The organism is Sphingobacterium deserti (assembly GCF_000757725.1).
Taxonomy (GTDB): domain Bacteria; phylum Bacteroidota; class Bacteroidia; order Sphingobacteriales; family Sphingobacteriaceae; genus Sphingobacterium; species Sphingobacterium deserti.
The window spans coordinates 12,555-37,610 of sequence record NZ_JJMU01000021.1; the positions used below are offsets into that span (position 1 = coordinate 12,555).

The 25,056-nt window shown below is 46.3% G+C and carries 18 protein-coding genes; 3 read left to right on the forward strand and 15 right to left on the reverse strand.

Translation table 11 applies throughout. The annotated features are described in order from the left end of the window. Nucleotides 1–9: 9 nt before the first annotated feature. The 7 genes from DI53_RS05730 to DI53_RS05760 form a co-directional block, all read right to left on the reverse strand. A complete protein-coding gene (locus tag DI53_RS05730) occupies nt 10–1,428 on the reverse strand; it encodes a sialate O-acetylesterase (RefSeq protein WP_037496553.1) in 1,419 nt (472 codons plus the stop codon). A gap of 36 nt (nt 1,429–1,464) precedes the next feature. Continuing rightward, nucleotides 1,465–3,486, reverse strand: coding sequence for an aceric acid hydrolase (locus DI53_RS05735; protein WP_241462379.1), 2,022 nt, complete (start codon nt 3,484–3,486; stop codon nt 1,465–1,467). Then, nucleotides 3,483–6,914 carry a glycosyl hydrolase gene (locus DI53_RS05740; RefSeq protein WP_052072102.1) on the reverse strand — a complete coding sequence of 1,144 codons (3,432 nt, stop codon included), beginning with the start codon at nt 6,912–6,914 and terminating at the stop codon, nt 3,483–3,485. The genes DI53_RS05735 and DI53_RS05740 overlap by 4 nt, the downstream gene beginning before the upstream one ends. Nucleotides 6,915–6,921: 7 nt before the next feature. Beyond that, nucleotides 6,922–10,191, reverse strand: a complete 3,270-nt coding sequence (locus DI53_RS05745) for a glycoside hydrolase family 2 TIM barrel-domain containing protein (RefSeq protein ID WP_037496556.1) — start codon at nt 10,189–10,191, stop codon at nt 6,922–6,924. After that, a complete protein-coding gene (locus DI53_RS05750) occupies nt 10,181–12,340 on the reverse strand; it encodes an alpha-L-rhamnosidase-related protein (RefSeq protein ID WP_037496561.1) in 2,160 nt (719 codons plus the stop codon). The genes DI53_RS05745 and DI53_RS05750 overlap by 11 nt, the downstream gene beginning before the upstream one ends. 406 nt (nt 12,341–12,746) lie before the next feature. After that, complete coding sequence (locus DI53_RS05755; RefSeq protein ID WP_052072103.1) at nt 12,747–13,445, reverse strand: nucleotidyl transferase AbiEii/AbiGii toxin family protein; 699 nt, start codon at nt 13,443–13,445, stop codon at nt 12,747–12,749. Next, nucleotides 13,429–13,959, reverse strand: coding sequence for a hypothetical protein (locus tag DI53_RS05760; RefSeq protein WP_052072105.1), 531 nt, complete (start codon nt 13,957–13,959; stop codon nt 13,429–13,431). The genes DI53_RS05755 and DI53_RS05760 overlap by 17 nt, the downstream gene beginning before the upstream one ends. A gap of 489 nt (nt 13,960–14,448) precedes the next feature. On the opposite strand from DI53_RS05760, the gene DI53_RS05770 reads away from it, so the two are divergent. From DI53_RS05770 to DI53_RS05775, 3 genes are read left to right on the forward strand one after another with little or no spacing between them, the layout of a single operon-like run. After that, nucleotides 14,449–14,799, forward strand: coding sequence for a hypothetical protein (locus tag DI53_RS05770; protein ID WP_052072108.1), 351 nt, complete (start codon nt 14,449–14,451; stop codon nt 14,797–14,799). A gap of 4 nt (nt 14,800–14,803) precedes the next feature. Further along, the gene (locus DI53_RS20255) at nt 14,804–14,977 is read left to right on the forward strand and encodes a hypothetical protein (protein ID WP_157836749.1); all 174 of its coding nucleotides are present in this window, start codon (nt 14,804–14,806) and stop codon (nt 14,975–14,977) included. A gap of 9 nt (nt 14,978–14,986) precedes the next feature. Continuing rightward, the gene (locus tag DI53_RS05775; protein WP_052072112.1) at nt 14,987–15,490 is read left to right on the forward strand and encodes a helix-turn-helix transcriptional regulator; all 504 of its coding nucleotides are present in this window, start codon (nt 14,987–14,989) and stop codon (nt 15,488–15,490) included. A 165-nt stretch (nt 15,491–15,655) separates the two neighbouring features. Here DI53_RS05775 and fucP read toward each other — a convergent pair whose 3' ends face one another. The 8 genes from fucP to DI53_RS05815 all read right to left on the reverse strand — a co-directional run bounded on the left by fucP (nt 15,656) and on the right by DI53_RS05815 (nt 25,055). Next, nucleotides 15,656–16,957 carry an L-fucose:H+ symporter permease gene (gene fucP, locus DI53_RS05780; protein WP_037496565.1) on the reverse strand — a complete coding sequence of 434 codons (1,302 nt, stop codon included), beginning with the start codon at nt 16,955–16,957 and terminating at the stop codon, nt 15,656–15,658. A gap of 32 nt (nt 16,958–16,989) precedes the next feature. Beyond that, nucleotides 16,990–17,442 carry a MaoC family dehydratase gene (locus DI53_RS05785; protein WP_037496566.1) on the reverse strand — a complete coding sequence of 151 codons (453 nt, stop codon included), beginning with the start codon at nt 17,440–17,442 and terminating at the stop codon, nt 16,990–16,992. Nucleotides 17,443–17,705: 263 nt separating this feature from the next. Continuing rightward, complete coding sequence (locus DI53_RS05790) at nt 17,706–18,773, reverse strand: Gfo/Idh/MocA family protein (RefSeq protein WP_241462380.1); 1,068 nt, start codon at nt 18,771–18,773, stop codon at nt 17,706–17,708. Beyond that, the gene (locus tag DI53_RS05795; RefSeq protein WP_037496567.1) at nt 18,770–19,993 is read right to left on the reverse strand and encodes an extracellular solute-binding protein; all 1,224 of its coding nucleotides are present in this window, start codon (nt 19,991–19,993) and stop codon (nt 18,770–18,772) included. The genes DI53_RS05790 and DI53_RS05795 overlap by 4 nt, the downstream gene beginning before the upstream one ends. Beyond that, the gene (locus DI53_RS05800) at nt 19,986–21,128 is read right to left on the reverse strand and encodes a CaiB/BaiF CoA transferase family protein (RefSeq protein WP_037496569.1); all 1,143 of its coding nucleotides are present in this window, start codon (nt 21,126–21,128) and stop codon (nt 19,986–19,988) included. The genes DI53_RS05795 and DI53_RS05800 overlap by 8 nt, the downstream gene beginning before the upstream one ends. A 1-nt stretch (nt 21,129) precedes the next feature. Further along, on the reverse strand, nt 21,130–22,281 hold the full coding sequence (locus DI53_RS05805; RefSeq protein ID WP_037496570.1) for a CaiB/BaiF CoA transferase family protein: 1,152 nt from the start codon (nt 22,279–22,281) through the stop codon (nt 21,130–21,132). Continuing rightward, complete coding sequence (locus DI53_RS05810; RefSeq protein WP_037496571.1) at nt 22,274–23,440, reverse strand: ABC transporter substrate-binding protein; 1,167 nt, start codon at nt 23,438–23,440, stop codon at nt 22,274–22,276. Before DI53_RS05810 ends, DI53_RS05805 begins: the two co-directional genes overlap by 8 nt. Nucleotides 23,441–23,474: 34 nt before the next feature. Beyond that, a complete protein-coding gene (locus DI53_RS05815; protein ID WP_037496572.1) occupies nt 23,475–25,055 on the reverse strand; it encodes a sodium:solute symporter family transporter in 1,581 nt (526 codons plus the stop codon). Nucleotide 25,056 lies beyond the last annotated feature (1 nt).

Consider the following 25,056-nt stretch of genomic DNA (forward strand, 5'->3'; position numbering starts at 1 on the left):
TGTATTCCTTTACCAGTCGTCTGTACGGAATGAACTTACCGGAAGTCCGTTTACACCAAACAAATCGCCAATAATAAAATCTTTGAAAGCATAGCGTACCGCGACAGGCTTTGCAACGCGGGGCGAAGAGACCGACAACGTTTTTCCTTGAATCACGGCTGTAGCGAGAACAAACACCTTATTTTCACCCGCTATTTCTAGGGTTTTTATTTCCTTTCCAAAAGCGGTAAGACCCAATGGTGCATCTTTAAAATACACCAGTACGGTGCTTCCCTGTACCGCTATGCTGTCATAGACCGGACTACGATAGGCGATCGCATCAAAACCATAGCTTCCGCCGAGTGCCAGCAACGCTAAACGGTCGCCGCCCTCTTTCTTTTTTGCAGGGTGTATGCAGTTTTCTTCACCTAAGTCCATGGTCACAGCCATTCCGCTGTTGGAAAGCTTATCCAACGACTTTCGTTGCGCATCGCGCAGGTAGGCGGAATTATATTGCTCTTCCACATGAAACGGCGGTAGAGCTGCATAGTTGAATGGGGCAATTTGCGTAAAATAGAATGGCATTTGCGCATCTTTCCAAAGCTCCCGGTATTTTTCGACCATTCTTGGAAAAAGGATGTCATAACTTGCTGCGCGTTCGTAATTGGACTCTCCCTGATACCAGATGATGCCTTTTATCCCATAGCCTACGATAGGATGTATCATCCCGTTGTACAGCATCGTAGGCGCTCTATTTTTATCTTTCAATCCTTCTGTACTGCTCGGGATTATTACATCTTCCTGATCGGCCAACCAAGCCGCATCCATCCAAGCCTCGACATTGGAACCACCATAGCTGCTGTGGATAAGACCAACAGGCACATTCAATTGCTGCCGTAAGCGCTTTCCGAAAAAATAGGCGGTTGCACTGAAATTAGCTACTGTTGCCGGGCTGGCGGCTTTCCAGCTGCTAGGCTTGCTCTCGGAAGCGGGCTTAAGCAATGGGTTTCTTGGCACGGTATAAAAGCGCAGCAACTTGTCTTCACTGTCTAAGATCGCCTCCGTACTTCCCGCGATAGGCTGCGCTGGATATCCTTTCATGGGCATTTCCATATTCGATTGTCCTGAGCAAAGCCACACTTCACCCAGCCAAACATCTTGCAGCGTGATGGTATTGCTTTCCTTCACGCGGATGGTATAAGGGCCGCCGGCCTTCGCCGTCCGTATATCCAAGCGCCAAGCGCCTTCACTATTTGCACGAACGGAATAGGATTTTCCATCCCAAGAGGTGCGAACCTCTACCTGCGCAGCAGGTTTTGCCCAACCCCAAATGGGGACACTTTTCCCTTGCTGCAAAACCATTCCATCTGTAAAGATGGCAGAAAGACGAACCTCGGCCTTGATGGATACCGAGCAGCAGAGAAATAGAATGAAGACTAAATTTTTCACGGATAGCAAATCAATATTTATAAAAGAGTAGCTGGACTAAAATGCCGGAAGCCACACCGACATATCACCAAATTCACGGTTGCCCCATGCAAAATAAGGAATAAGTCTTACGGATACCTCTTTTTTATCATCCTTCGATACTTTCCGATATAGGCTATTCCATTCGCTTCTATCATCGGTATATGCCTTCCCCTCCAAAAAAACTAGATCCTGACCCAGCACGGCATCATGAACGGGTTCGAAACGCTCTGCGGAATTGATTTTCAGTGCGAAAAGATCTTTTTCATTAGCAACATCAGCATGCTCTAAGCAATAAACGACGGGGCCGCGTTTAACGGCAATCTGATTACGTGTTTCTTCCACCAACGGGTTTGCCTCCATAAACTCTACTTCCATGGGAAGATGTACGCGGATGCGATCGCCTTTTTTCCAAGCACCTCTAATGACAGCGTAGCCTTTATCCATCTCAAAATTTACCTTTTTGTTGTTCAGGGTTACTTCGGCATTGGACGACCAACCGGGAATACGGAATTTCAGCTCATAGTCGCGTGGAATATCTTCCAGCGTAAACAGCGCATCGCCATCCCAAGGGTAATTTGATTCTTGTTTGATTTTGATGGATTTTCCGTTAAAGTTTGTATTTAACATATTTCCGCCATAGAGATTCACCCATACTGCCTTGTCGGATAGCCCGTAGGCGTAGTTAGCGACCTCGGCTATCGTACGTACGACATTAGGCGGGCAGCAGTTGGAAAGTGCAATATAAGGCACGCGCTTTTTCGACCAGCGTTGCTGGAAGGGTAAATTTGTAGAATAGCTGAGCGGGTTGGTGTATAAGAACTTGTCACCGTCTAAGCTGATTCCTGATAATACGGAGTTGTAAAGTGCGAGTTCTAAAACATCCATGTATTTTGCATCGCCTGTAAAATTCGTCATCCGCCAATTCCACAACATGTTACCGATGTTGGCACAGGTTTCATTGTGTGCAGTTAGGTTGGGCAGCTGATAATCCCGACCGAAAGCCTGGTGTATCTTTTGCACTTCTGTCGGGTCGTATGAAGTACCATCCGGCGATGTTCCATCGTAAAGCGCACCAAGTCCACCTGTGATATACATCTTGTGTTTCACGACATCTTCCCATATGGCAAACAGGCGGTTACTTAGCGTGGTATCCTGCAGCTCGGCACAAAGATCTGCTACACCTGCATAGAGGTAGCTAGCGCGTACCGCATGTCCCATTGCCTTGTTTTGTTTTCTAAAGGGAATCCGGTCTTGGTTGTCATCGGTACCATCCTCGATCTCGCCTTTGATATCCACCAGATGCTTTGCGAGCTCCAAGTACTTCGGTTCCTTGGTCGTGCGATATAGTTCAACCGTACCCATATAATGCGACGGGCAGATGGCATTGCGCGCTAACGTAGGGTTTGATTTTTTATAGAATCCGTAGAGGTAATCGGCTGCCTTTATTGCGATATCCAACAAATCACGTTGGCCGGTGACACGATAATGAATACAGCCAGCAGTCATCAAGTGGCCGATGTTGTACGATTCAAAACTTAATCTATCCTGAAATTCGATGTTCTCACCGGCATTACGCTGGTCTATCGTTGCTTTAGTATAGATATAGCCATCCGCACGCTGCGCTTTGGCAATAACCGGGATGACTTGATCGATCATCTGCAAAAGCTTTTTATCTTTCGTCTGTGCGTAGAGCGCGCAAACCGCCTCCAGCGTTTTATAAAAGTCGCCGTCATGAAAAGATGGCCCTTTGTGCTCTCCTTGTTCCAGTCCGGCCGCTATCTCAAAATTTCGGTAAGCATGGCTGATGTCCGCGCGGGTATACATATCCCACAGGTTTGGTACCATTTGCTGATAGCAAGTCGCTGTGCGGTCGGCCCAAAAGCCTTTTGTCCAAGACACATCACCCATATCCACCGCTTTTTGCACAGCAAATGGGCTAGCACTTGTATTGGTTATAGCCTTCTCTTGCGCTGACATCCCCGTACATAAACATAGGAATGCCAAGCCTACGCCGTATATTTTTCTATTCATCATCATCGTTTATCCCTCGCCTTTAAGTTTTTATTATTGTGCTCCTGTATCTCTTTGTACCACAGCAACGCCACATTGCCGGACAAGCCAGCAGGTTGCAGCGGCTTCAAGAATTTAGGTGTTGCAGTCGTTTGCATTATTTTTTCTTTGGCCTTACCGCTAGCTTCGTAGCCAAAACGGTTTCCCCAAGTGTGGTAGACACTAATTTCCAATCGATTACTACCGTTTTGGAGAAAATCAGTCACATCAATTTCATAGGGTTTCGCCCAGATGACGCCCACAGGTTTTCCATTCAATACTACCTCCGCCATTCCTTCCACATCATCGAGTTGAAGTGCGACACGTTGCCCTTTCGAGCTGCCGGTCTGCTTAAAATGGAGCGCGTATGTGCCCTTTCCAGCATGATAGCGTACCTCATCCGTTGTGGACTCCGTCCAAAAAGCTGGTGTTTTCTGATTTATTTTGTTGTCTTCCTGCCCTTCCAGCTGTAAGGTCCAGTCCCCTTTTACCGTTTCTGTTCGCTGTATTTTCCAGTTCGGCAAACGCACATCTGCCTCGCTCAATAACACAAAAAGCGCTTGATGAGGTGCGAAATCTACTGTTGCCTCCGTGCGTTGCCCTTTCCGTTGTGCTGGAATTGCATTTAGCTCATCATTCACAGCGTCGTACAGGTAGACATGGGACGCATTGGTTCGGAAAGAAAGCACTGCTTTGCGCGAGACGCTGTCCTGATTGCTTAAAAAATAGCTATCTGTTCCGGCGAAACGACGGTGATTCCATGCGATGCTCGTTGTTTTTTTGTCGTCAATAATTAAGTCTTCCGCTATCCCCAATGGGTTGAAGTCGGCTGCTTTATATGCGCCGAGGTGGATTTTTCCTTTACCAATTGTTTTTGTCAGCATACCGTTTTCGTTCGTCATGCCGTTAAATAATTGGTTTAGGAGCGCTTGAAAGGCCGATGAATCGCTTGATGAAAGATGGCCGATTGATTTTGTTGGTTTTGTTTCGAATAGAATAGTTGCCCCTTCATCGATCAAAGACGCGAATTTAGACAGCACGGCCAGTGAGCTGGCCTCAGGGTTTGGATTTAACAAGTGTTTTCCCGGCACAACCAATATTTTATAGGCGATATGGTCGGCAAACTGCACGGCGCCGTCCCTTACCTTCGCATATGCTAGTAGCGCATGCGGATTGAAAGAGTCGTAGGCATAACCGCGTAGGGGATCAATCCAATCCATCGTGCTATACATATTTGCAGAGGTGCTCACGCTCGCTATCTTTTGTAACGGTTGCCCTTCGTTTGCCAGCTTTTCTGCGGTCCGGCTCACGCGATCAGCGCCAATGATGCCCGGCAATACGCCTACGAGTCTATCTGGAAGGATTGCACGTCGAGGTACTTCCTCGCCAATAAATACCGCAACATCTTTTACGGGTTTCCCTTGCTGAAGCAATTGCTGTGTGCGAATGGCATAATCCACCCAGGCTTTCCCTGGTTTCCACCAGATTTGATCACGTTGGAAATAGGTGCCGATGCCGTCCAGTGTCATGCCCGGCTTGCGGTCCATCCAGGGATTATGCACATAGACATGGTACGCCAAATTGTTTACGCCCAAAGCGTAGTTTAAATCTTGTACAGGTTTTAAAAGGCGCGGATGTTCGTCCCATTCCATACGAATCTGCGTGAATGCTTCTGACATAACGACATTTTTCCCATAGATGTGTGCGCCAGATACGGCATCCAGCACATCATTGGGCTTGTCATGTGATGGGCTTCTGAACCAAAATTCACCCATCGTTCGATCTGTAAGACTAAAGTGTGATAGACCGTCACTAGCCATCACTGGAGCAGTCGTTTCGGCCGTAAATTCTACCTCATATTTGTCACACATCTGCTTTAAGGTTTTAAAACCTTTTTCCAGCAAAAGTTCTGCAATGGTCTCGCGGTAATCGTGTAGGAACGACTCTGAGGCCTCGGCACTATGGAGAACGTAGCCAGCTAGTACCGGCATGTATTTATCGAGCGAATAGCCACGACGCTTTTTAAACTCTTCGGCCATACGCCGCGTCCAGTTTTGGCTGCCAGACTCCCAAGAATCAATATGGAATACGGTAAGTACCTCCTTCGATAAATTAGGTTCGACGGCTTTCTTGGCTTTGCCATACCATTGCTCAAATTGGAAGGCCACCACATCGGCATCGAGTTTATCGCATTCCAGTCCTTTTGCTGCACCCGCCGTCTCATTCTTATGACCGGTACTTGTATGCCCGATACGTAAGATTTTCCATGATCCTTTTGGCAGATCCAGATCAATCATGCCAGATTTTGATGGGGAATTCAATACGCGAATATCTTGCTGATGGATGATGTTTTTATCGGGAATTTCTGTCCCCGCTGTTGGTAATGAAACGCGCCATATTTCAGCGGTTTTACTTTCTATCTGATTTATTTTTGCTTCTTCGGAAAGCGTAATTCCCAGTAATTTCAAAGACGGCTTCCACTTTGCGACATCCAAATCTTCTGCGCCCGGCTCGGATCCTTTCGGATCGTAGACGAAGCGGTAGAATTTCGCTTTCGTATGGGGAAGTGTATGCGTGACGCCGTTATCCCAGTCGAGCCATCCCATACGCGGCGCCTGCAACTGTACTAGTGGTCGAAAGCTTTTACCATCGTCACTGATAAGTATTTTTAAACGATTCGCCTGATAATTGGATGCTTTCCATTCAATTTTCAATGCATTGGCGGCAAAGGGCTCTTTAAATTCATACTGTATCCAGCCAGGTTGAGAAGTAGCAAAATGTTTGTCGTTGCCTTTGCTCACTAAACGCTGCAGATCTTCGTCATAGCTGCTGCTTACCTTTGGTGGGTGTGTGAAACTATTTTTATAGGTTTGAGGCTGCGCAATAGCGTAGAGCTGAATATCTTCATAATAGCCTTCGTTGCGCTCGGGCTGTGGCAGCTGCACGCGGAGTTTTTTCTTCCCGTTGGATGAGACAACGGTATCAGCAGCAACAATTTTCTGCATAGATTTTTCCGGTGTTATCCAAGGCCCACCGGCGGTGGCAAAACCGTCATTAGGAAACATGGCGATCTTGATATTATACTTCTTTGCCTCAGACACGATGTGGCGGAACATTTCCCACCATTCGGGCGTTAAGGTTTCGGAAGCGGGCTCAAACAAAGGCGGGTTTGTCTTCGCTTTGATGGGTGTAAAGTAGGCTCCCGCAATATTGTTAGCCGCCATGGCTTGCAGATCAGCAGTGATCCCTTCCTTGGAATAGCTGGCATGCATAAAATACCAAACCACCCAAGGCTTTGCTTGTTCATAAGATTGCTCATCTAGCGTCAGTAGCGAAGCCGGAATGCCTTTAATCTGTGCGCGAACTGTCAAGACACACAGCATCGCACAACATAGTATATAGCTTTTTATCTTCATCAATATCTCACTTTTTGCTCACTTCAAACGGTTTTAACCGGAATGAATAACGGTATTCTTTCGCCGGAATCTGGTACTGCTCTAAAGGCTGCGACACATCTGTCCAGGTGTCGTTGCCACCTACACCCATTTGTAAAAGATCGATATTGAGGGTGATGCTATCCTCTTTCTTTAACTTATACCAGTGCTTTGTTTGGCTGATTTGTTTTTGTGAGAATGGCCAAGCGCCCATTTGTAGCGGCTGCTTGCCTTCTACGAGCAAACCATATTTTTTGTTCTGCAAACGGAACCAACGCACTTCCATACGGTTGCCATTTTCCTGCGGATATAGGTACGGTTCCATAAAATCGTCGAGGGAACTACTGTACACACCCAAGTCAAAGCCGTAGGCTCTATCTGGATAGTTTTCCATATCGCCCAATCCATAGTATTGGATATGTTCGAACGTTGGGTTGATCCCCAGCTGCATACCCACCTTCGGAATATTAGGTAGGGGATGGTTGGTTTGCAGGTGATAATCAACGGTGATTATCGCGTCGCTGTGTACGGTATAGCGTATGTTTACCTGAGCAGAATCTCCCGGCAAGCTGTAGTTGCTCTCTACGGTAATGCTATCGGCATGCTTTGCCGCCATCGTATGTTTCAATGCCACATCCTTGTACCAATATTTAAGTTTCACGTGGGGCTTCCATCCGCGGCGTTCATTATCGGTTGCTGGTCTGGTAAAGTTAGGCAACAACGCTTTATTAACCATGTGTTCGTTCTTATATAACATCTGCGTCAGTGCTCCTGATTTTTTGTTGAACGTAGCCGTAAAATCTTTCCCGACGACCTGATAAACGCTATCTTGTTCCTGCAGCTCGATGGTCTTTGGCTTCTCTACTTTTGTAAGATGCCAACCATCCACTTGTTGCCAATTAAGCTGAGACGATGATACCACAAAACCTTTAGGTGCCCAAGCTTCCTCTTGCTTCAGCCGAAATTGCAGATCAAGCTGGTAGTCTTTTCCACTGTTTCTTTTTATGGAGATATGGGGCGATAGAGATAGCTCTACCGAATCGCTGGCGGCCAAGTTGATAGCGGGCAAACTAACTTCCCGGATTACCTGTCCATTTTCACGAATTAGAAGTATAGCTTGGTAATGGTCGAGGTTTAGCAAACTGGATCGGTTTTTTATGCGGACACGTGCGTCTGACGCATTGAGTAACATTACTTCGGCAGCTTGGTAGATACGCTTGTTTTCCCACATGGCGGCCTTGGGTCTGTTCCATGCATCCACGATACCATTTAAGCTAAAAGAGCCGTTGTGAATTTTTTCTCCGAAATCGCCACCATAGGCGAGGACTTCTCCATACACACTATCTTTCCGAATAAGTGCTTGGTCTTTGTAGTCCCAAATAAAGCCTCCGATTAAACGAGGATGTGCGCGGAAGATGTCCCAAAAATCTTTAATGTTGCCAGTCGAGTTTCCCATGGAATGTGAATACTCAACAAACAAGATAGGCCTGTTATCGCCATTCTGTTGGTTTAGGAGCAGTTCAGGCGTGAATACACCAGGATAGAAACGCGATACCATATCTACATAGTATTGGTCTTTTATGTTTTGTATCCGGTGGGAATGATCGTTGGATTTCGGATAGCGCGGATCAGAAGGGTCAATGTAACCAGGCAATTGGTGGCTACCCATTGCCGGCTCGTAGTGCACCGGACGGGTGATATCGAAATCGTGGATCCAAGCCGCCATGGCTGCCGTCGTCGGGCCGCGGCCCGATTCATTGCCCAACGACCAGATGACGATGGACGGATGATTTTTATCGCGCTCTAGCATGCGTGTTACACGCTCCATATGTGCGGCCAACCATACCGGATCATTCATTAATTTACCACCGAGGCCATGCGTTTCCAGATTTGCTTCGTCCATCACCATTAGCCCATAGCGATCGCATAGTTCATAGATGTATGGATCATTCGGGTAATGTGAGGTACGGAGGGCGTTGAAATTGAATTGCTTGATCTGCCGGATATCGGCTTCCATATCTTCGCGTGTCAATGCTTTTCCACGCTTGGGATGGTGATCATGCCTATTCACGCCGTAGAGGTAGGTTTGTTTGCCATTGATCAGCAATTTTCCATTGGTTGGTGAAAAGACAATATCGCGAAATCCAACCTGACAACTTTTGGCTTCTAAAAGGTTCTTTTCTTTATCGTATAAGCTAATCACCAGTGTGTAAAGATTCGGATCTTCAGTTGACCATTTTTTAGGGTTCGAAATCGCTGTTTCCAAGAGACCAAATTTTACATTGTCTAGTCTTGGATAGATTTCATTGAAGATCTGATCGGCATCTTTCTGGAAGTCGTCTTTCAGGGTCGGCTTACCAGCGGCGTCATAAAGCTGCGCCTTCACGACATAGCCACCTATACTATCGCCAGAGAAGTTATCTATTTTAGGACGCAACGAGAATGTCGCATCATGGTGATTTTCATCGAGCTTCGCTTGCCAATGAAAATCAGCAATCCGCACTTTCGGTTCAGCCATCAGAAACACTTCACGATGTATCCCGCTCATACGCCAATGATCTTGATCTTCGAGGTATGAGGCATCGCTCCAGCGGATAACCTGCAAAGAGATTCGGTTTTTACCCGACTGGAGGTACGGCGTAACATTGAATTCGGAAGGCAAGCAGGAATCTTCCGCATAGCCTACATAGGTATCGTTCACCCACAGGTGATAAGCGGAAATAACCCCACCGAAATGTAATGTGACATTCATACCATCCCAAGCTTTGGGCAGGTCAAAACTGCGTTGATAAGAACCTACAGCGTTGTAATCTGTTGGAATACGCGGCGGATCAATAGGCTGGAACGGATAAACGGCCGATCGATAGATCGGAATATCGTAGCCTTTCATCTCCCAATTGGAGGGTACCTGTATTTTATCCCAGCCTTTCACATCAGCAAGATGGAAATCCTTGGGCGCGTCGGCCGGCTTGTAAACAAATTTAAAATCCCATTCGCCATTTAAAAAAAGTAACCTGTCGTTTTTTTCGCGGTCATTTTTTAAGGCCGCTTCTACGCTGGCATAGGAATAGGCGGTAGCACGAGCAGGATCGCGGTTGATGGAAGTAATCATGGGGTTTTCCCAAGCTGAAGCGATTTTCCCATCCGGAACCGGCGGGATAACCGCGGGCTTTCCATCCACTGTTTGCGCTTGTACAAAGGAGTTGGCGCAAAATAGGCTGAGCGCTATCGTCAAACAATTGTATACCTTACGCCTCATAATGCACTTCATAAGTAGTATCTTTTTTCAACTCAATGCTGTACTGATCTTTCCCGGTCTTTACCACTTTCCCTTGCTTGCAACGCGGGGTAACTTTGCTCTTCAGCTGTAGCGTGCCCGTTCCGATAGGTGATTTCACCGTTATCTTTTTCTTGGACACGGCCAGTTCTATTTCCCCGGCCGGTGTCGGTACTTTTCCTTCCATCCACTGTAGTGACGCGAGGTAGGGATTAATGGTATACCGCTCGTAACCGGCGGCGGTAGGCTCTACGCCCAGATAGTATTTTCCTAAGAGGTAGATCGGACTGGCTCCCCAAGAGTGGCAGAGGCTTTTTCCAAACTCGCGTCCATACATGGCGTAATGCTCGGCTCCCTTCTTGTCGGGATTATATTCTTCCCAAAAAGTTGTTGCACCGAGCTTCAACATCCCTCCCCAGTAACTTTTCATTTCGCTCATCACGTAATCTTTCTCACCGAGCGCACACAGTGCTTCCAACTCGTAGTAGCGCATGTAAGGTGTCATGATTTTTTGGATAGCATCGTTTAATAAAACTTTGTCTTTCACCGCCTTTTGCTGATTGGCAGAAAGGTAGTCAAAGAAAATCGCGAACATATTGGTGTAGCGTGTTACCTGATCTGTCTGCTTACCTGCAACCCTACTGTGCGCGAAGGCACCTTTTTGTTCGTTCCAATAATAGTCAAAGATTTTTCCTTTCAGCTGTGCCGCTTCTTTCGCGTACTGCGCTTTATCAGCTGACTCATCCAGCAGTTCTGCGCAGAGTGCCATGGTCTCTAGGCTACGGCACAGTAGCAACTGCTCAAAACTTACTTCGCCTTGTTTGCTCAGGCCATCCGCCCAATCGATAAACACCCAGTCGCCTGATAACCCTTCCATCAATCCGTCGGCATTACGGCGATCTAAACAAAATTGCATCAGCGATTGCATGCGCGGGTATACGTTTGCAATAAACTCCTTATCCCCGGTATATTGGTAGTAATCGTAAATACTTAAAAACCAATAAAAGGTGTAATCCATGATGGTATTGATATGGCTCATGGTAGGTTCTTTTCCTCGCAGCGCCAAAATAGTACGCTTTACCGTTTCCGAATCAAAACCCAGATAGTAGTTCATGGCATATGATTGGTAGGCGTCGCCACTCCAAATCCAACGGTCACGCTTAATGCCATCGATATAAAATTCTCTGGAGGTAAGCTCCATCGTATACTTTGCTACTTCCCAGATCTTGTTCAGCTCCTCATCTGAGCTTTTGAATGTGCCGCGGTCTTCTACCGGAAGGTATTCGTACTCCATCGAAACCTTATCAAATGATACATTGCCTTTGGGTTCGATGTATACGTAACGGAATGCTTTCGACAAATCGAGGGTGCTATCTTGTGCAGATTGTTGGTTGATGCTGAGCAGATCCAGCGTTTCGCAGGTCGTGGTAGCGAGTGCTTCCTCCTTGGATTCGCCATAGTAAATATTCAGCTCTCCGTTTCCCTTTAATTGATGTAGTGTTAGAAAACCAAAGGTATTTTTGCCAAAGTCTATGAGCGATCCTTTGCCTTGCTTCGTGCTGGCTACGGATTCCTCGTAGCGCGTGGGCAGCTTAAACGTCGATGGTCGCTGTGCCGAATTTTGGAAATTCCAATAGCCTGCTTTGACATAGGTGGTGCCGGATTGATCAGAAGCTTTCCCTGTTTCATCGATCCACTCTTTATCTTCAAACGTTACTAACCAGTCCTTATCTGTATTTACCTGCTTCCCTTCCACGAACAAAGCAGGCACCTTTGCCTGATTATATACTTTAACATTGATTTTTTGCTTTCCTTTCTCCAGCTTTAGGCTGCCTGGCATGCCGGGGAGCATCTTGCCGTTTACCTTTACATTGTATTTGCCCTCGGCATGGATTTTAATCTCTTCGGCTTGCTGTAGATCAAATTCTTTATGAAATTCCACCAGCACATAATGGCTATCCATCTTCCAAAAAGGAGGAAAAAATGTGCCCCGTTCTGTTCGCCTGTTTTGCATATCATTGCCCAGCCATACCTCAAAATCTCCCGGATACCAGATCCAAGTAGCTTTATTTTGAGCAAACAATAAGACGGTGGTCAATACACAGCCGATGGTTAAGATTAGTTTTTTCATTCCTCTATTTTATTTGCATGCGTAAACGGATGAGCATGGTTCCTTTTGAGCACCCTTTCATACCGCTTAATTTTTCATTTTATGGAAAGCACAAATTGGATTCAATGTTCACTTTGACGATAGCAATGCCTGCATGAAGTATCCTTGCAGTATCTTCCCTTTGACATAGGTTATCAGCTACATTAGCGTCGCACACGACTCATCGATTTATGCATGGCACCAACTACAAACATACTTGAAATGCTTATTTTGTATCTATGATATTTTCTCTAGGTATTATAAGATATTGACATGCTTCATGCGAAAGGAAGATATAGAGAGGGATAGGACAGCAAACATTTACGACAAATGACAGTATCGCTGGACGTTAAATTCAAGTCGGAATAGACCAAGATAAAAACTTTTCTTAGTTGTCTATAGACTTGTCTAGCCAAGTTTTTATATTATCAATGATTGTTGAAGTTTGAGGGCGGATATTTCCACGCTCGACGTGGCTATCTATCCACTCATAGATATGGGGATTGTCCATGAGTGCTGAGAATTCAGCGACCAGATATGCTTTTACTCCATCATCACAAGTTTCCAGGTCCTCCCAAAGTTTTTCCCTGTTTTCCAATACAAAGACAATGTCTTCAAAATCATGGCTCAATCGGCCATCTCCTCCGCCGCGTCCTTTGAAAGCTTCCAGCTTTGTTGCGAGAAAATAGGGGGCTGTCAAAATTCGTATTGTCTGATCGTTATCAAGCGTATAATTTTCGGCATGCTCATAACCCTTTGGGTACCATTTATTGTGGAACCCTATAGATGGATCATCTGTGGGCATAATGTCTACGGTGATACCTCTGATTTTGAATCGACAGATTACACCCGATTCGACATCATTTGAAAAACCGATCGCTCTCAGCCGTTCTTCCAATTTTTGACGCTGTTTGTAGTCAAGTATCTCAACAATCACATCAATATCATCAGTGGGTCTCACCTCAAGGACAGGCCGGTCGGCATATAAAGATATTGTTGCTCCTCCTACGAAGACCACATGGTCACGTAACTCTCGTAGCGCATTGTTTACGGCTTTGATCCTTACGATATTAGTATGATTTGACATGGGCTAATAGTTCTTTCAACTCTTTTTCTGCCACGGCTTTTTCACGAATTTTGCCCACCCTGATCACGTCCACTAGGGCGAGCAATCGGTATAGTTCTTCATCTTCTGCAATGGCTTTGACCTGATTGGCGTAGAAAGGTTCTATGGCCTGCCCCAACACCGAGCCGAAAGAAGACGGCCAGACATAAGCCTGTTCGCTACTAATAAAAGATTGCATAAAGGGATGTGAATGCGCTGTAGGCACCCCTCTTGTCAATATTCCTGCTTGTGCCGGAAACACATATTTTATTCCGTGAATAAGAAAATCCAGCAAGTTCCGCCGATGGACGTTGCGCTTCTCGAAATCAATCAAATTGGCATATACACTTCTTTCCAATGATTCAGAAACCTCGGAATTGCTGATATATAGCGAATTGGCTAAATCTTTTAAAAGCCAATCATCGCTATACATTGTTGTGATCTTGAGCAGGATAACGATATCCTGTGGCCTCATGCCATTATGTTTGCGCCTCATAGAATAAAGTTAGTATTTTATTTTGCGATTTGCAAATCGCGAATTGCAAACAATGTGTTGGGACATTTTGTTGATGCGATATTTTCGATAGTCTTTTGCGCAGAGGCATTGGTGTTCAAAAGAGGAAGATATTTGGAGTTAGTATTTTATTTTGCGATTTGCAAATCGCGAATTGCAAACAATGTGTTGGGACATTTTGTTGATGCGATATTTTCGATAGTCTTTTGCGCAGAGGCATTGGTGTTCAAAAGAGGAAGATATTTGGAAATGCTGTGATTGATACTTTGGTGGCCTTATCTTCAAAGTTACCGGATTTATTTCTGGGCACTGCCAATTTGGATATCCTCTTTCCGCGGGTGTTTCCTTTGCAATTTAGAATTATCAACTCATCACTAAAACAAAAATTGGTACAGATTGTACCAATTCTGATTTTTATTTCGTATCTTTATTTCTATAAAAAGTTAATCTGCTATATGCATATAACACAAAATGACAATTCAAATTATTGTCCTAGCGACAAATGAAAAGGCGGATGCGGTAATCAAACAGGGAAGCCTCGCGCAGATGCCAAGTCTGCAGGATGGCTGGAGGTTTGATTTTAGAAAACAGCTGAAAGCCCTTAAACATGCTACGGCCTATATTTTGGTCAGGGAAGATTCGCCCGAGGTGATAGAGGGTTGTCTGATCTTTCAGTTAGTCGACAAGATGGTGCCATATATGGCATTTGTAGAAGTTGCTCCGCACAATAAAGGAGATGAAAAGAAGCATGACCATGTTGCCGGATGTTTGATTGCTTATGCTTTTAAGCAGAGCCTGATCAGGGGGAGTGGGAGATTATAAGGGAATGCTACATTTCGTAGTTGCTGAGCAACATGAGGAAGATGAGGTCAGACTGATGGCTCTCTATTCCTCCAAATATAATGCTAAGCGCATGGGTGACTCGAATGTTATGGTCATCTATGACGAATTTGGGGAGTTACTGATTGAACGCTATCTGACCGATAAAGGTCAACAATAGATTATTACTATGAGTATCGTCAAAGATAAAACGAAAGATTTCAGTATGACCATCCCACCGAGCGATGGTCACAAGCTGGACAAGGAACAAAAGGACTTGATCCGCTCACATGCAAATGAGCTGGCAGGCCAGCGTTCTACTGAACGAAGGGTCCGCAATGAGATGCTGTCCGTGCTTTACCGTTTGGAGGAATATCTGCAACGGGAGGAGGCGGCTTCTGGTGAGGTCTTTACCATTGAATACTTTGTATCTGAATTCTGTAAGGTGCTGGGATTGAATAGAAGCCAGTTCGCAGGTTTACTTGATACAGATACCTCTAACCTAAACAAGTATCTGCGCGGACAGCGTGCCTTTAATATCGAACTTGCGATGAAGTTTTCGCGGTTCTTCCATACCCCGGTGGATATTTGGCTGAAAGTTCAGCTGAAGAATGACCTGATTGCCCTTCACAAGGAAGAGAAGGTAAGCAAGTATGATAAGTACGATTATAAAAAAGCATTGCGTCTTGCTTAGATGAGGGTAGTTTGATATGGAGGTGAATCCCCAGATCTGCCAAACAGCGCTTCGATAGACTTTCAGACCATATTCAAAATCGATTTCCTTACAACACAAAAGCCTGCAAACATTTCGTTTGCAGGCTTTTGTAAGTCTCAACTTCAAGTCTAGTAGCCGAGCTAATTAAAGCGACTGCACTATTGCAGCCGGCTTTGACCCTTTAAGAGCATACCATAATATCACCGCATAACAAACCAGGGGCACAACATAGCCAACCTGCGTATCATCATGCGCAAAATCAATGATTCCTCCCGTTAAAAAAGGAAAGATTGCTCCGCCTACGATAGACATAATCAGCCAAGAAGATCCCTGCTTGGTGTCTCTCCCAAGTCCGACAATGCCTAACGAGAATATCGTCGGAAACATAATGGACATAAAGAATCCCAAACCGCCGAGCGCATACAGCACGACCATTCCCGATCCGAAAATTGCTACAGCGGCTAAAAGGATAGCGATAAACGCATAAAGCGATAGCAACCTACTAGCGGTGGTATAGCGCAGCAAAAATGTGCCCACGAAGCGACCTGCCATAAACAAAAGACCATAGACGCCAAGATAATAACCAGCAGTCTTTTCATCCACGCCCGCCCCTTGCTGGGCCATGCGTATAAAGAAGCTGGTGACGCACACCTGCGCGCCCACATAGAAAAACTGGGCAACCACGGCATAAGCCAAGTGCCGGTGCCGTAACGCGGCAAACAGTCCAGTTTTTTGCCTTGTTTCAGATTCCTCGGCATCTTTTATTTCGGGCAGCTTGACGAACACAAAGATGATGGCGATGATGAGCAATACCAGGCCTAAAATAAGGTAGGGCAACTTTACGGAAGCGGCCTCCTCGGCAAGGTAGTTTAAGCGCGCGGCTTCGCCCATGGCCTCCATCTGCTCGGGTGAATAACTTTTACCGGATAAAATAAACATGGTGCCGATGATGGGTGCTATCATAGCCGCTAAGCCGTTAAATGAGGCGGCCAAATTTAGCCGATGTGTGGCCGAATTCGCTGGCCCTAGCACGGCTGCATAAGGATTAGCGGCGGTTTCTAACACCGCTAGTCCACATCCTATGATAAACAGCGCCAGTAAGAATAGTTCATACATGCGTAGATTCGCGGCTGGAATAAACAGGAAAGCGCCTAGCGAGAAAGCGAGAAGCCCGACAATGATAGAGGCTTTATAGCCCCACTTTCGCAATAAAAACCCGGCGGGTAGTGCCATCACGAAATAGGCGAAGAACACCGAGGTATCGACCAACGCGGATTGACTATTATCTAACTGACATGCCTTTTTTAGATGGGGAATAAGAACACCGTTAAGGTTGTGTGCCATACCCCATAAAAAGAATAGGCATACCACCAATATAAACGGAAAGAGATAGCCTCTCGAGGAGTGATGGTCGATGGGCGCGGGCTCGTGGGTATTGACGTGCATAAGTCTAGGTTTTTCGTGGATTACAAATGGTGTTAAGAACCTGCCTCTTTTCGTTTAGCAAGCAAAATATGATCGGCGACAAGCACCACTTCTCCATGTTGGTTGCGTATTTCTACATGCTCCGTGACGGTACCAAATGCGGGATTTTTGGCGTCGGCCTTTTCCGAGATCGTGACCTCGGCATGGATCGTGTCGCCAATGAACACGGGCTTCACAAAGCGCAAGCGATCATAGCCCTTGGAAAAAGCTTCCGGATTGATGACCGAAGATGTTAACCCGATACCAATAGCGAAGATCATGGTGCCGTGTGCTATCCGCTGGCCGAAGGGTTGTGTTTTACACCACTCGGCATCCATATGATGCGGAAAAAAATCGCCGGTATGGCCTGCGTGTACGACGAAATCGGTCTCGGTGATGGTGCGTCCTAAGGTGACGCGTTTATCTGTTAAGGTATAGTCCTCAAAAAATATAGATTCGAAATGCATTTTTTAAAGTAAAAAGTTAAAATTATCTTCGATGAGCTCGCTACGCTCGGTTAAAAAGTAAAAAAAATCGAAAAGTTAGAAGTCAAAACAAGTGAAAAGTCAAAATTAAAAAGTAAAAAAAGTAAAAATTAAAAAGTGACAAGTTAAAACAAATGGAAAGTCAAAATTGATAAGTTTGAAAGTGTCGATATAGATTTTGCAAAGTTGTATCTCTTCGTGACTTATTGTATAAACAATATTATGCTATACTCCACTTAATTACGCTATATCTCTAATTTTTCGCCTCCGTTGGCGCTACTTTTGTAAGCGGCATCAACGACAGCCATCGTGTAAATAACATCTTCTACGGCGGCTGGCAAGGTATCGATCTCCCCGAGTTTGAAGCGCATCAGGCTGCCCATACTGCCGATGAAAGCATCGGGAAACCATGACCCTTCTATCGGATAGTCTACCCATTCATACTGACCATCTGCGGACTTGATGCAATAGGAAAACTGATCGGGAACGCCATGCGGGTAATCCATTAACAGTCCCATTTTTGCTTTGATCGCGCCTTTTGTACCTTCCCATTTGATAAAGCTTTCTTGATGGTCGGGGCCGAAGTCGTGATCGTGATTCGTGTTTACCACGGCGTGAAGTGTATTGCCGTAATCAAATAACAACGTAGTACGACTTGATGATAACGCTTTGGCGGGATGCTTTAAAGTTTTTGCATAGACGCTTTGAGGGTTCCCTAAGAATGACCGGATCAAATCAATATAATGCACACTATGGTATAATATTTCCAAACGCGGGTGCACCATAACATGGGGAAATAAATTCCAAGGTGTATGCAGCGTGACGCGCACTTCCATATCGTAGACCTCCCCGATATGCCCCTGCTCGATAAGCCAACGGGCTGCATTGACAAAGGGCGCCTGCCGCAGTTGGCAGTTAATAGCTGCAACTAAGTTTTTACGTTGACAAAGCTCTAAGATTGCCTTGCTTTCCGGAAAATAATCGCCCATGGGCTTCTGGATCAATACCGCAGCGCCATCTGGCAGTGCTTCTAGGGTTTCGAGAAATTGGCTTGGCATGATGGTGATGTCGTATACGGCATTTGCCGGCGCCTGTGCAACTGCCTCTGCTACGGAATCAAAGACATGGGGTATAGCAAATTCATCTGCAAGCGCCTCGGCTTTGGATTTCGTGCGGTTGACGATGCCATACACCTGAAACCCGGCTTTTTTATAGGCAGGTAAATGGGCATCTTTGACAATGCCGCCAGCGCCAATGATAACGATCGGCAACATGGTTTTCGGTAAAACTGCTTTGTAAGGAATATCTATCATGTCAATAAATTTATCTTCGTTTGTGCTTCTTGTAAAAGTTCTTCGCTCGGACGTGCTGTTTGAACAGCGAGATTAACCATTTCATCAATAATATGGGCTATGACAGGCCAATTTGCCAGACGGGGAAGGGTTTTCGCGGACGCATGTAACGATTCTAACTTTCCGTAGAAATGGATCTGCTGATTAATTTCTGCATCGGCCCAAGTACTGCGGCGACAGCCCACACCTCCCGCCAATGTTAAGTTTTTATCCTGCACTGCAGAAACGGCGAAATTTAAGAAATCGTAGGCTAGTGCTTTGTGCGCACTTCCGGTGGGCAACGCATACACCCAATAAACGTTTAATGATGCTGGTTCTAATCCTTCTTGCGCAGGAATAGCCGCTACATCGACCTTGCCGCGGACGGCGGATTCTTTATCTATTTGCGCCCATGAGGCGAAGCCAAACCAGTTTACCATCATCGCCACTTCGCCGCGGGCAAATGCTGCGCCCGCCTGTACGGATTCGTAGGTTAATGATTTTGGATGCAAGGCATCAGCCGTCTGAAAAAGATTTCGATAAAAATCGAGCGCTTCAATCGCGGCATGTTGGACTAACGCTAATTTTCCGTCGGCGTCTTGCAGTTCGCCACCGCGTGACCACAGCTGCAAGCAAAAATCAAACACGGCATTGTGCCCGTCGGGATAGCCCGCAAAAACACTTCCGTAGAGATTTTCCTTTGGCCTATTGAAAAATTGGGCGATCCGTAGAAACTCCTCCCAATTCCTCGGTACAGCAAGCGCACGACCGTACTTTTCGCTGAAATGTTGCTTTTCTATTTCTGCTTCAAAAAGATCTTTCCGATAGACAAGGCATTCTGGTCCGTCGTGGAATGGCAAGCCATACAATGCACCGTTAAAGGTTTGCATGCCCATCAAACTTGGTGCCCATGCCGTTAGGCCGCCTTCCGGCAATTTTTCATCTACGAAGCGATCTAAGGCATGGATGCTGTTATGTTGATGGGCTTCCGCAAGCCAATCTGTATTAAGGTGAACGAGGTCCCAGTCGCCATTTTGCAGTCCTTTATTTTCGAATAGGCTGCTGTAAAGCTCTTCGAGATCCATCGGAACAAACTCCATCTCTACTGCCGTACCGGTCGATTGCTGATAGGCTTCCCAACAGGCTTCCAAATGCCGCTCAAACGGATCAAACTTGCGTACCGCAAAACGTAGCTTAACCATACAGCTCTTGTTTTATTTTTTCTGTATGCTCGCCTAATGCGGGCGAACCCTTTGTTGCTGCCAGTCGCGCGCCATCAATGCGGATCGGGCATCGTGTGGTATCATAGGAAAATCCATCCCCCATGCTGACGCGCTGTATCATTGCTAACACCTTAAATCCATCGTGTGCGGTCAACCGATCCCAATTCAGCACATCGGCACACCAAATATCAGCAGCCTCGAGGATGGCTAACCAAAACGCGGTAGGCTGTGTAGCCAGATGTTTTGCTAAGATCTCCTTGATTGCTCTTCGCTCTTGAAATGCTTGCTCGCCATCGGCAAAGCCAGCTAATTCCGGACAATCCAATAGTTGCGATAAAAACGGAATAGAACCCATTGCCAGTGCTAGGAAGCCATCTGCCGTTTTATAGATGCCATACGGAGCGGCTAAGTAGGCGTGCGCATTGCTTACTTCGGTACGCTGCGGGAGCTGCTTGCCGTCACGGAAATAGGTAGTCACTGCTTCAAATTGAATATCTACGGCCGAGTCTAACATACTCACCTGCACATGCGCACCTATATTTTGCACCGCGCGGCGGTACAAACAGGCCAATATAGCGCTGGCCAAGTTCATCCCGGCAAACATGTCGACGATAGAAAGCCCCATTGGCACAGGACCATGTGGTGCATCGCCACTAAGCCAGGTCATCCCGGTCAACGATTGCAGCAAAAGATCTTGGCCTGGCTTTTTAGCCCAAGGTCCTTGTTTTCCATAGCCTGAAATTTCTGCATACACCACATTGGGATTGATTTCGCGCACCTGACTATAGTCAAAGCCCAGCCTTTCCATCACGCCGGGGCGGAAATTGTGCATAACCACATCGGCTTTCGCTATTAAATCGCGGATAATCGCCCGATCGGCATCATCTTTTATATCCAAGGCTATGCTTTCCTTATTTCTGTTAATGGCATGGAATACGGTAGATGTGCCGTTTAAAATAGTATCCGAAGTGTACATCTGCCGACAGATATCGCCGGTAATAGGTTTTTCTATTTTGATGACCCGCGCACCTAAATCGGCCAAGCGCAAACTGGCCAAGGGACCCGAAAGAAATTGGCTAAAGTCTACGACAATAAAATCTGCTAGTGGTAACATATTACGGTGTTAGGTAGTCTGCTTGAATTTGTTCATTATGCTGCCCCACTCGTGGTGCTGGTTTGTTGGAGAACAGGTATTTTCCATCGATATTGTAGACGCTGCGTGTGGTTTTCAGGCTGCTGCCATCCTGCAACGCAATATCTTGCAACATTTGCGCGTCGGTAAAACCTTGCGCAGCAAAAAACTCGTGGTAATTGTTTACTTCTGCACACCATACCCCCCTCTCTTCCAGTTTGTCTAGCCAGCTTTTCGTAGGTTGTGCAGCGAGTACTTGCCCTAGGCTTTGCATAATAGTATCGCGTTCTTTAAACCAGGTTGCCCTGTCAAGATATGCTTCTCCTGGCATTCCTAATGCATCCGCAATTTTTGGTAAGTCGCCCATTGCCAAAGCCAAGAATCCATCTGCCGTTTTATACACGCCATAGGGCGCGCTTAGATAAGCATGGCCGCCGCCGCGGGTTGCCGATCGTTGAGGCAATTTACCACCATCGTTAAAATAGGTGGTTAATACTTCAAACTGCATATCTAACGCAGACTCCAACAAGCTTACCTCAACAAGTACACTTTTTTTCGTGCGCGAGCGCTTCAGTAGTGCTGCCAAGATTCCTTGCGTAAGGTGCGTTGCGCAATACATATCGATTACGGCCAAGCCGAATGGAACGGGATTATCTGCTGCACTGCCCGATAGCGAAGTCAGTCCCGATACTGACTGAACAAGCAGATCCTGACCTGGTTTTTTAGCCCAAGGGCCTTCCTGTCCGTACCCCGTTACGGTAGCGTAGATAATGGACGGGTTGATTTTTTGAACGGCTTCATAGTCGAGGCCAATCTTCTCCATCACGCCCGGTCGGAAGTTATGCGTTATAATATCTGCCTTTTTTATGAGGGCATGAATCGTTGCCAGATCGGACTCACTTTTCAGATCCGCAGCATAAGATTCTTTATTCCGATTAATCGTATGGAAGACCAAACTACTCTGGTCTACAAAAATATTTTTGATCGCTATTTGTCGACCGGCTTCACCGCTGATGGGACGTTCAATCTTGATGACGCGCGCACCTAGATCGGCCAAGCGCAAGCCTGCGGTGGGAGCTGCCATAAACTGGGCAAATTCCAATACCAATAAGCCTTCCAGTGGTCTATTATCCATGCTGGTCTTCCATTAATCGTGATTGCTTATACATCTCATTAAGCGTATTCAGGACGCTTTGCTCATCTCCCCCATTTTTCAAGTATTCGACGACAACATCGCCTGCATGATCCTGAAAATGCATATGGCCAAAATAGCGTGGGCGTAAGAAAGCGCGTTGTAATGTAGGGAGGGTATCCTGAAAGAAATTCGACGTGCGTCGGTTTACTTCGCTACTTTCCCAAGCTTTCAAATGTCCGGGTTGGCCGCCATTTTCCACATATAACGTAGCTTGCACGTCTGGACTGCCTACAAACTGTGCGTAGTCCATCGCAATATCTAAGTGCTTGCAGCCCGCAGAAATGGCTAAGCCGGCACCACCCAAGGTGCTCGTCATCGGCTCGGATCCTTGCAGGATTACTAAGTCGTGAAAATGCAATAGCTTACGCCCATATCCTTCCCGTGCATAGTTTGAATAACCGTAGGCAAATGGGCAGTAGGCTATTTCATCATTATTCACCATATCTTCAAACACCATGAAAGGGTTTTTCTGATAAAACCTTGCATCTACACGGTCGGCTAACGATTTAAAATGCTGTAAAGCTTTGATACCGACAGCGGAGCTAATGACTTCATCTTCCTGTTGGCAGGGATCCTCGCCCAAAGAGCAGCAAAACATATAGAAGCTCATTAAAACATCGATAGGTAGCAAAGAAAAAGCTACTCGGCCTTGGTCTGCTAGCGCTAATACATCGGCAAATGTTTTAGGAAGTGGTGTTCCAAGCGAAGCTAAAAGATCTGGCCGACTGGCCGCAACAGGGGTCGCTGCATCGATAGGAAGTGCCCACTGCTTTCCTTCGAAATTGTAACTGGGGTAAGACTGGCCTACACTATTTATTTTTTGATCAACCAAGTATGCTGCGTCTAAATGATCGTCAAATGGAGCGATAATCTTTTTGGCGGCAGCATGTCCTGTCCAAGGGTGGTCGATCACCAAAAGATCGTACTCTGTAGCGAGCTGTTCAATAGATTTATCAGCAAATTCCTGGAGGGTACGCTTTTTCCAAAGAATCTCCACATTTGGGTGTAGCTCTTCGTAGCGTTGCGCAGTGGCCAACATAGGTAGTAAGCCGCGGCTATGCCCCCATGTAATGCCCTTTAGTTGAATTTTATTTGCCATATGCGTAGTAGATATCAAATTTGATTGTTGTGTGTTATTTAAAGAATAAATATAGACAAACCATTACGACGAACAGAATTCCCCATGCCCATTTAACAGCGGGAGCGGGTCTTTCTATGGTAATACGGTAGGCCATTTGGTTTTGCTTTTCAAACTCCGACTTGCCCACAAGCAGGGAGATAACGATCCCTAAGATTAGTAGTGCGACGAAGAGGTAAAAGGAAAGCATAAGGTAATGCGGCCAGAAGCTGTACACATCCTTCGGGAATACCCAAAGGTAGAGCACGCCTGTTCCGAGGCTTAGCACAGCACCAAACGTTAAGAGTGTATTTACCGCAGCTTTATTGGTGCGCTTCCAGAGCACGGCCAACAGAAAAATTACCGCCAAAGGGGGCGCAATAAAGCCTAAGATAGATTGAAATACGTCAAAGAGATTGAGGCCTTTGATCTGATCGATGGCGATAGCCACGAGCACAGATGCCAGACAGCCTACGATAATGGTGTAGCGCCCTATTTGCGTTACGGTGCGGTTATCGGCCTCGGGGTTGATATGTTTCAGGTAGATATCCATCGTAAACACGGTGCTCAATGAATTGAGCGATGAACCGATGGTTCCGACAAGGACTGCAATCAAAACCACGATGACCAATCCGTTCAAGCCTGTAGGAAATAGGTTGGTGACCATGGTCATGTAGGCTAGTGACGGATCTTCCAACCCTGGAAACAAAATATAACAGATAACACCAGTTAGTATAAACAGTGGTAGGGACAAGATCTTCAGCCAGGCAATAAAGTTCACACCCAATTGGCCTTGCTTAAGGTTTTTCGCTCCTAATACCGACTGTACCATCGCTTGGTCGGTACAGAAAAATGCGATAGCGGCTACAGGGTAGCCCAATGCGATAGCATACCAAGGGTAGTCTGGATCGCTGGCCGGGCGGATCAACGACCAGTACCCATCCGGTGTATTCGCGATCAACCCATCGATGCCGCCAATCTTTGATAGTCCGAGGAAGGTGAGCAGGGCAGAAACAACGATAAGCAGAATCATCTGGAAGATATTGATTTTAGCCACGGTACGCAGTCCGCCCGTGTAGGCGAAAACTCCGGCCAGGGCGACGAGCACCGTCACCGATTGCCACATCGGGATTCCCAAAATTTGGCGAACCAAGAAGCCACCGGCGAATAGACCAAGCGAAAGCCAAGAGATCAGCATTTTTACGAGGGAGTACCAGGCTAGGATGGTCTGGGTATCGGGGCCAAAGCGCTTGCCCATAAACTCAGGCAGCGTTCGCACGCCCGATGCGATGTAGCGGGGCGCAAAGACGACCGCCAGCAAGAACAAAAAGACGAAAGCGTACCAATCAAAATTCACCGCTACAATGCCGGATGTGTAGCCCACTGTAGCAAAGGCGAGCAACATGGAAGGCCCTACATTGGTCGCCCACATATTGAATCCTATACTGTACCAGCTCAATGATTTTCCAGCCAGAAAGTGCTCCGCACCTTCCGCGCGGTTGCGCGATGAAAAAAGTCCAATTGCCAATAGCGCAACCAGGTAGACGATCACAATGCCGTAGTCGACTATCGTAAGTTTATCAAGGATATTATTCATA

Coding starts and splice junctions, on each gene's coding strand:
- DI53_RS05735 (WP_241462379.1), bottom strand. CDS start 3,486: ATGATGATGAATAGAAAAATATACGGCGTAGGCTTGGCATTCCTATGT.
- DI53_RS05740 (WP_052072102.1), bottom strand. CDS start 6,914: ATGAAGATAAAAAGCTATATACTATGTTGTGCGATGCTGTGTGTCTTG.
- DI53_RS05745 (WP_037496556.1), bottom strand. CDS start 10,191: ATGAGGCGTAAGGTATACAATTGTTTGACGATAGCGCTCAGCCTATTT.
- DI53_RS05750 (WP_037496561.1), bottom strand. CDS start 12,340: ATGAAAAAACTAATCTTAACCATCGGCTGTGTATTGACCACCGTCTTA.
- DI53_RS05755 (WP_052072103.1), bottom strand. CDS start 13,445: ATGTCAAATCATACTAATATCGTAAGGATCAAAGCCGTAAACAATGCG.
- DI53_RS05760 (WP_052072105.1), bottom strand. CDS start 13,959: ATGAGGCGCAAACATAATGGCATGAGGCCACAGGATATCGTTATCCTG.
- DI53_RS05770 (WP_052072108.1), top strand. CDS start 14,449: ATGACAATTCAAATTATTGTCCTAGCGACAAATGAAAAGGCGGATGCG.
- DI53_RS20255 (WP_157836749.1), top strand. CDS start 14,804: ATGCTACATTTCGTAGTTGCTGAGCAACATGAGGAAGATGAGGTCAGA.
- DI53_RS05775 (WP_052072112.1), top strand. CDS start 14,987: ATGAGTATCGTCAAAGATAAAACGAAAGATTTCAGTATGACCATCCCA.
- fucP (WP_037496565.1), bottom strand. CDS start 16,957: ATGCACGTCAATACCCACGAGCCCGCGCCCATCGACCATCACTCCTCG.
- DI53_RS05785 (WP_037496566.1), bottom strand. CDS start 17,442: ATGCATTTCGAATCTATATTTTTTGAGGACTATACCTTAACAGATAAA.
- DI53_RS05790 (WP_241462380.1), bottom strand. CDS start 18,773: ATGATAGATATTCCTTACAAAGCAGTTTTACCGAAAACCATGTTGCCG.
- DI53_RS05795 (WP_037496567.1), bottom strand. CDS start 19,993: ATGGTTAAGCTACGTTTTGCGGTACGCAAGTTTGATCCGTTTGAGCGG.
- DI53_RS05800 (WP_037496569.1), bottom strand. CDS start 21,128: ATGTTACCACTAGCAGATTTTATTGTCGTAGACTTTAGCCAATTTCTT.
- DI53_RS05805 (WP_037496570.1), bottom strand. CDS start 22,281: ATGGATAATAGACCACTGGAAGGCTTATTGGTATTGGAATTTGCCCAG.
- DI53_RS05810 (WP_037496571.1), bottom strand. CDS start 23,440: ATGGCAAATAAAATTCAACTAAAGGGCATTACATGGGGGCATAGCCGC.
- DI53_RS05815 (WP_037496572.1), bottom strand. CDS start 25,055: ATGAATAATATCCTTGATAAACTTACGATAGTCGACTACGGCATTGTG.